This window comes from Ideonella sp. (assembly GCF_041914305.1).
Lineage (GTDB): Bacteria > Pseudomonadota > Gammaproteobacteria > Burkholderiales > Burkholderiaceae_C > Ideonella.
Genome location: NZ_JAYSDQ010000031.1, coordinates 30,939 through 36,777 on the forward strand (window position 1 = coordinate 30,939; position 5,839 = coordinate 36,777).

7 protein-coding genes are annotated in these 5,839 nt (G+C 63.5%); 2 read left to right on the forward strand and 5 right to left on the reverse strand.

Going from position 1 to position 5,839, the window contains the following annotated elements; all coding sequences use genetic code 11:
* Nucleotides 1–21: 21 nt before the first annotated feature.
* Nucleotides 22–894 (reverse strand): NAD kinase, encoded by an 873-nt coding sequence (locus ACE3SG_RS27985; RefSeq protein WP_374569551.1) that lies wholly within the window; start codon nt 892–894, stop codon nt 22–24.
* A 92-nt stretch (nt 895–986) separates the two neighbouring features.
* Here ACE3SG_RS27985 and hrcA point away from each other — a divergent pair, with 92 nt between their 5' ends.
* Together hrcA and ACE3SG_RS27995 are read left to right on the forward strand one after the other, a co-directional pair.
* Nucleotides 987–2,015 (forward strand): heat-inducible transcriptional repressor HrcA, encoded by a 1,029-nt coding sequence (hrcA, locus tag ACE3SG_RS27990; RefSeq protein ID WP_374569552.1) that lies wholly within the window; start codon nt 987–989, stop codon nt 2,013–2,015.
* Nucleotides 2,016–2,283: 268 nt separating this feature from the next.
* On the forward strand, nt 2,284–3,462 hold the full coding sequence (locus ACE3SG_RS27995; RefSeq protein ID WP_374569553.1) for a tyrosine-type recombinase/integrase: 1,179 nt from the start codon (nt 2,284–2,286) through the stop codon (nt 3,460–3,462).
* 451 nt (nt 3,463–3,913) lie between these two features.
* Here ACE3SG_RS27995 and ACE3SG_RS28000 read toward each other — a convergent pair whose 3' ends face one another.
* From ACE3SG_RS28000 to ACE3SG_RS28015, 4 genes are all read right to left on the reverse strand, one after another.
* On the reverse strand, nt 3,914–4,231 hold the full coding sequence (locus ACE3SG_RS28000; RefSeq protein WP_374569554.1) for a hypothetical protein: 318 nt from the start codon (nt 4,229–4,231) through the stop codon (nt 3,914–3,916).
* A complete protein-coding gene (locus tag ACE3SG_RS28005; protein WP_374569555.1) occupies nt 4,228–4,803 on the reverse strand; it encodes a hypothetical protein in 576 nt (191 codons plus the stop codon). The genes ACE3SG_RS28000 and ACE3SG_RS28005 overlap by 4 nt, the downstream gene beginning before the upstream one ends.
* Nucleotides 4,804–4,918: 115 nt before the next feature.
* Nucleotides 4,919–5,206 (reverse strand): hypothetical protein, encoded by a 288-nt coding sequence (locus ACE3SG_RS28010; protein ID WP_374569557.1) that lies wholly within the window; start codon nt 5,204–5,206, stop codon nt 4,919–4,921.
* Between the two features lie 251 nt (nt 5,207–5,457).
* Nucleotides 5,458–5,839, reverse strand: a 382-nt coding sequence (locus ACE3SG_RS28015; protein WP_374569558.1) for a hypothetical protein, incomplete at its 5' end; no start/stop codon positions are given.

Genomic DNA, 5,839 nt, shown 5'->3' on the forward strand with positions numbered 1-5,839 from the left:
GAAGCGACCTGGGGGTGAGCATCACACGCCTTCGTACCACCGCAGCTTGCGCCGCAGGGTGGCGTAGTAGCTCCAGCCGCGCGGGTGCAGAAAGCGCACGCTCTGCGCCGAGCGGCGCACGCGCACCTGGTCGCCGTGCAGCAGGCTGGCCAGGCGGTGCATGTCGAAGTTGGCGCTGCAGTCGCGGCCGGCGACGATGGTGACGGTCACGTCCTGCCCGTCGGGCAGCACGATCGGCCGGTTGGACAAGGTGTGCGAGGCGATCGGCAGCATCACCCAGCCGGCGATCGCGGGGTGCAGGATCGGGCCACCGGCCGACAGCGCGTAGGCCGTGGAGCCGGTCGGCGACGCGATGATCAGGCCGTCGGCGCGGATGTTGGCAACGAACTCGTCACCCACGTCGATGCGCAGCTCGACCATGCTCGCGGTGTTGCCGCGGCTGACCACCACGTCGTTGAGCGACAGGCCCTCGAAGATGTTCTCGCCGTCGCGCCAGACCTCGCCTTCGATCATCGCGCGGCGCTCTTCCTCGTAGTCGCCTTGCATCATCGGCCCCAGCGCCTCGGCCCAGTCGACCGCGCGGATGTCGGTGATGAAGCCGAGCCGGCCCTGGTTGATGCCCACCAATGGCAGGTTATAGAAGGCCAGTTCGCGCGCGATGCCCAGCATCGTGCCGTCGCCGCCGACGACCACCGCGATGTCGCAGCGCTCGCCCAGCTCGGCGGGGGTGAACGCGCCATGGTCGGACCAGTCGGTGTTCAAGGCGGTTTCGCGCTCGATCGACACATCCATGCCTTGACGGAGCAAGAACTCGGCGAGGCTTTGCAGCATCGGCCGTATGCCCTGGGCCTGGTATTTGCCAATCAACGCAGCGTGGCGAAAGCGGTTGGGCATGGCCCTGGTCTATTCCAAAAGGGTGCGAGGAATTACACCACAGGGGCTTTCACGCAACGGGGTGACCAAGGGCCAGTCCGTACAATGATTTCATGCTCGACGAGCGCTCACGATCGCTGCTGAAGACCCTGGTCGAACGCTACATTGCCGACGGACAGCCGGTGGGCTCGCGCACGCTGTCCAAGGCCTCGGGGCTGGAGCTGTCGCCGGCAACCATCCGCAACGTGATGGCCGACCTCGAAGAGCTGGGCCTGATCGTCAGCCCGCACACCTCGGCCGGCCGCATCCCCACCGCGCGTGGCTACCGGCTGTTCGTCGACACGATGCTGACGACCCGCGCGCTCGATTTGAGCCAGACGCCGCCCGACCTGGTGGCCGCGCGCGACCAACTGCACCCCGACCAGCCGCAGCGGGTGATCGCGCAGGCGGCGCAGCTGCTGTCCAACCTGTCCAGCTTCGTTGGCGTGGTCACTGCGCCAAAAAAACCGAGCGTCTTTCGCCACATCGAGTTTCTTCGCCTGGGTGAAAAGCGCGTGCTGGTGATCCTTGTGGCGCCCGACGGCGACGTGCAGAACCGCGTGATCTTCACCGCCCACGACCCCACCCAGAGCGAGCTGGTCGAGGCCAGCAACTACCTGAACGCCCACTACGCCGGCCTGACGATCGAAGAGGTGCGCGAGCGGCTCAAAGGCGAGATCGACGCGTTGCGCGGCGAGATCGCCGGCCTGATGCAGGCCGCGGTGCAACTGGGCACCGACGCGATGGAAGAAAACCAGGACCAGGTCATCGTCAGCGGCGAGCGCAACCTGCTGGGTGTGCAGGACTTTGGCAACGACATGGGCAGCCTGCGCAAGCTCTTCGACCTGTTCGAGCAGAAGACGCAGCTGATGCGCCTGCTCGACACCTCCAGCCGCGCCGAGGGCGTGCGCATCTTCATCGGCGGCGAAAGCCGCGTCGTGCCGTTCGAGGAACTGTCGGTCGTCTCGGCACCGTACGAGGTCGACGGCCAGGTCGTCGGCACGCTGGGCGTCGTCGGCCCGACGCGCATGGCCTATGACCGCATGATCCAGATCGTCGACATCACGTCGCGGTTGGTCGGGCACGCGTTGTCTCAGCGCTAGGCGGTGCCCGCGCCACCTAGAATCACGCCCTTGCGTCAGCAACGGGCCGTTAGCTCAGTTGGTTAGAGCAGAGGACTCATAATCCAACGGCATGAACCCTCGGCGTGAGCAAATCTTGCGCTGTCTACGAGGGAAGAGGGCACTCAAGAAGTCCTTTGTCTGGCCGAAAACCCGCTCTGGCGTATCAACGTGAGCAGGGCGTGAGCAAATGGCCAGCGTAGCGATGTTGCCTTCCGGCAGGTTCCGAGGGTTTGCACGACACAAGGACATGAAAGAGGCCAAGGTCTTCGACCGCGAGGCGCAGGCGAGGTCTTGGGCTGAGGCTACCGAAAAGCGGATGAAGTCCGGCAAGTGGTCGCCGCCGGACAAGACGGCCAGCAGCGATGTGATGACGCTGCGGCGTGCGGCTGAGTTGTACAAGCAGAGCGAGGCCTGGGCGGCGCTGGGCGAACGGACTCGCCTAACCGAGCCGTCGAAGCAGAAGAGGCCGCTCGAGGTCCTCGGCGACCGTGATGTCCGCGACATCACGAGCGACGACGTGCGCTCCTACATCAAGCAGCGCAAAGCCGAGCGTCCGTCGCGGGGAGACAACGACACGATGTCGGCCCACGCTGTACGTCTGGAAGTGGCAGCGCTTAGCGGCATCCTCCGGTTCTGCGTCGAAGAACTTAAGGTGCTGGACACAAACCCCGTGCGCGGCGTGAAGCGCCCCAAGGGCAACGGTCGCAACAGACGACTGTCAGATGCTGAGATTGGGTTGCTGTTCGACCACTGGAACACTGCAGGGGACGGCAAGGCGTACGTCTTCTTCAGAATCTTGTTTTCGTCGCTGTGCCGGCCCGGCGAGTTGGCCGGGGCACTCAAAGGGTGGCTGCGTGATGACCCGCCGCAGGTCAATCTGCCGCGTACGAAGAACGAGGACCCCCGGAATGTGCTTCTGACGGCCGCCAACTATCGGATGTTGATGCGGCACCTTGACGAACAGCCCACGGACTGCCCGTACCTGTTCGGCACGCCAAAGCGTGCGGGAGAGGGCTGGAGCCCTTACAACTACCGCGTGCCCTGGGATAAGGCTGTGGAGGCCTGCGGGCTCAAGGGCGTCGTGCCCCACCTGTCGCGGCACGAAGGCGTCAGCCGCCTGTTTGAGCGTACGAGTCTCAGCGACGGTCAGATTGCAGGGCTCACGGGCCATCGAAGCCCGCAGGCACTATGGAACTACCGTCACCTTCGCAACGAGCACCAGCGCGGAATCGTGAATGCGCTGGACCTTGAGGTGAGCCATGCCATCGACCGGGCTGCTGCAGGGGCGGCGCATCCGTCGGAGTCGCTGAGGCCTGGTGAGATGCTGCTGCCCATCAGCGACGAAGAACTGGCCAAGATGCAACTGGTGCCGTCGGCCAAGGCGCGCAAGCGCGCGAAGGCCAATGCGGCACCGGCAGCGAGGTAGGCCGGCCGCTTTCGGAGGGCCGGCAGCTCATAGACGCCACTTTCCGCAGACTTTCCCTCTGGTGGGCCTTCGTATTGACCGCCTGTAGGGGGAAAGAACGTGCAAGGTATCATCGACGCGAAGGGCCGGTAGCTTAGTTGGTCAAAGCAGCGGACTCATAGCGCAAGTTGTGCACCCGGGTCGGAAACGCCCGGTGTGAATGGCGTCAAATTCGGTGGAACCTGACGGCCGCAAGGCACAAGGCAACGCCGAGCCAAGCCCCGCGAGGGGAAGGTGTAGAGACTAGACGGCGCCCGCCTAAACGCAGTGATGCGCATGGTGAAGGCATAGTCCAGCGCGCAGCGAAAGCTGCACAACGCTGAATCCGTGGACCGCCGGTTCGAGCCCGGCCCGGCCTACCAAGACAAAGGGCCCCTCTTGGGGCCCTTCGTGCTTGAACGCAGGCCTTCGTTCAAGCTTGGCGCTTAAGCAGCTTCAGCGCATGGGTGTGACGAGCGCCGCATTCGGCCTGGTAAGTGTTGAAGAACTTGGTCGACGCTCCGACCCAGGTTTCACCTCGTTCGAACAGCCGGTTGGCGTTGGTGAGGCACTCAGCAGCGAAGGTGGCATGCGCTTTGGCTGCGAGCTCAAACCCCGCGAGCACAAGCTCTTGCGCTAGCTCAGTCTCATAGTGCGCCGCCCCCAGCCACTGTGCCGCTGCGTCTTGGAGCACCCGAGGGGAGCGCGGGGTGTTGTAGGCCACGGTAGCGCTCTGAGCGATGCCGCTCATGCCTTGACCGCCTTCTTCTTGGGCTTCGCAGCGGCCTTCTTGGTAGCGGCTGCAGCGGCCTTCTTGGCAGCCGCCACGCGCGCTGCACGTGCCTTGGCCTCATCGGCCTGTTTAGCCTGGTGTTGCTTGTAGTGCGCCTGCCACCGTTCATGCGAGTCGGCCCGATACGCCGGGAAGTGCGTCTCGGGGTTCTCTGGGCCGTCGTCCTGGTCGAACATGTAGTCGAACAGCAGTCCCTCCGGGGCGTTGCACATGAACATCGCTTCGTACTCGTCGCCCATCTTGACTACGACGAAGGTCGGTTCGGCTATCGCGTCTTCATCGTTGAAGAAGCGGTGCCACTCGCGGTCCTCAGCTCTGTTGAAGCGGGGGTCATCCTCAAGCAGGTTGTCGTTGTCGTGCCAGCCGATGAGCTGTGCACCGCGCACGATGTCGTCGCGGTAGTCCCCTGCAAACTCGTACACCTCACTGTATTCGGACCGATAGGGGCGGCTGGCAATTTCGAACCAGCCCTGCTTCTTCGGGACCGGCGTCACTTTAAACATCACCGGGTACGTCAGCCACATCGTCATGAGAGAACGCCTTTCCAGGGTTGAAAGAAACCCTCCTCTCATCGGCTTGTCGCGCCCCAACTTGAGCCCAAAGAAACAGGCCCCCGAAGGGGCCTTGCGCTGGGTCAGCCGCGACTCACTGGCCGCCGCTCTTCTTCGTGGCCTTCTCCTCGGCGTCGAGCTCGCGCTCAACGGCCGCGGACTCGGTCTCGCTCAGGCCAGAGATGTACGCCTGCAGGTCCTTGTCTTGCTTGACCCACGCGAGGAACAGCTGCTCGAGCAGGTCGCCATCCGCCGGCTCGTAATCGTGCGCCGACTTGTAGAAGTGCCGCAGCTGAGCGAACACGCGCCGACCTTCTCGGCCCACGGACACACCGATTCGCGCCTTCGGATTGACTTTGTGGAAGGGGTTGAGAGAAGCCATACTCTTGTCTCCTTTGCATGACTGGTTGTCGAAAATGGCTTCCTGTTTAGCAACTGCTCTGCATGAATGGCGTGCGCATATAGACATTGCAGCTACAATGAAATGACCAATTCCGGTTCGATTTATATGAGCATCAACGAACTCATCGTCGCGTACCTCGTCATCTGCGCTGCCGCGCCGTGGGTGTTCCCGAAGACCTTCCGCTGACGAAGAAAAGCCGCCCCACGAAGGAGGCGGCTGTGAATCACGAATCAGGCAAAGCGGCGTTGATGACGCTGGCGGCGCTCGTTGCGAAGCACCAAGTTCAGGTTCCTCACGGCATCGTCGCGCTCGCTCATCTCGTCTGAGAAGCAAGCCAGGTCGCGACCCTGTTTGCACACAAACGTCGTGATGCCACCAACCGCACCGATGCCCAGAGCAGTGATGGCCGGTAGGCCAGCTGCAATGAACAGCGCCGTGCCCATCAGTCCCATAGCCGCATAGGGCCAGGTCCTGAAGTCGGGCTCCGCACCGACGAGCCACGCATTCAGCTGATGAAATATCAGGCTCCGGCTCATGTAGGTTCGCTGCAGCGACAGCGTGAGCTGTTCTGGCGTGCGGGGAGCGGCTTTGCGGTCGATGTAAAGCCGTCCG

What these genes read in the sequence shown, in the direction of transcription:
- ACE3SG_RS27985 (WP_374569551.1), bottom strand. Translation starts at nt 894, where the DNA reads ATGCCCAACCGCTTTCGCCACGCTGCGTTGATTGGCAAATACCAGGCC.
- hrcA (WP_374569552.1), top strand. Translation starts at nt 987, where the DNA reads ATGCTCGACGAGCGCTCACGATCGCTGCTGAAGACCCTGGTCGAACGC.
- ACE3SG_RS27995 (WP_374569553.1), top strand. Translation starts at nt 2,284, where the DNA reads ATGAAAGAGGCCAAGGTCTTCGACCGCGAGGCGCAGGCGAGGTCTTGG.
- ACE3SG_RS28000 (WP_374569554.1), bottom strand. Translation starts at nt 4,231, where the DNA reads ATGAGCGGCATCGCTCAGAGCGCTACCGTGGCCTACAACACCCCGCGC.
- ACE3SG_RS28005 (WP_374569555.1), bottom strand. Translation starts at nt 4,803, where the DNA reads ATGACGATGTGGCTGACGTACCCGGTGATGTTTAAAGTGACGCCGGTC.
- ACE3SG_RS28010 (WP_374569557.1), bottom strand. Translation starts at nt 5,206, where the DNA reads ATGGCTTCTCTCAACCCCTTCCACAAAGTCAATCCGAAGGCGCGAATC.